This is a genomic window from Bifidobacterium sp. UBA744, from assembly GCA_002298605.1.
Lineage (GTDB): Bacteria > Actinomycetota > Actinomycetes > Actinomycetales > Bifidobacteriaceae > Bifidobacterium.
This window is the reverse complement of record DBKS01000027.1, coordinates 38,521-39,057: the sequence shown is the minus strand read 5'-3', so window position 1 is coordinate 39,057 and position 537 is coordinate 38,521. Positions and strand designations below refer to the sequence as shown.

Below are 537 nucleotides of genomic sequence, written 5' to 3'. Positions count from 1 at the left end.
CCCTTGCCCAATCGCGAACGTGAAGCCATCTCAGTCCTCATTCCTTGTTTCTTCAATCTGACGCAGCACCGCTTCAGAACGTTGCGCTATTTCCAAAGCCACCTCTCGGTATGCAACCGCCCCAGTGCCGTGAGGATCGTAGGCGATTACCGTTTGACCAAAGCTTGGAGCCTCCGAAATCCTCACTGAACGCGGAATGGTCGTATCCAAAACCAATTTCGGGTAATGACGTTTCACCTCGTCGAAGACTTCCTTACTGAGCAAGGTACGACGATCGACCATTGTGATCACAATGGTGGAAATAACCAAATGCTTGTTCAAGGTCTGCTGTGCCAAGCCAATGGTGTGGATCAGCTGGCCAAGGCCCTCCAACGCGTAATATTCCGCCTGAATGGGAATGAGCACCTCATATGCGGCGCACAACGCATTCAAAACCAAGAGTCCCAAACTCGGGGCGCAGTCGAACAGCACATAGTCGTAGTGCTTGTCACTCTGATTCAAGAATGTACGAAGAGCTTTACGTAACAGATTATTGCG

The 537-nt window shown here is 50.7% G+C and carries 1 protein-coding gene; it reads right to left on the bottom strand.

Annotated features, from left to right (window positions below):
* Positions 1 to 30 precede the first annotated feature (30 nt).
* The coding region (locus tag B2994_RS02960; protein WP_291526897.1) for a ParA family protein at positions 31 to 537 on the bottom strand (507 nt) is incomplete at its 5' end.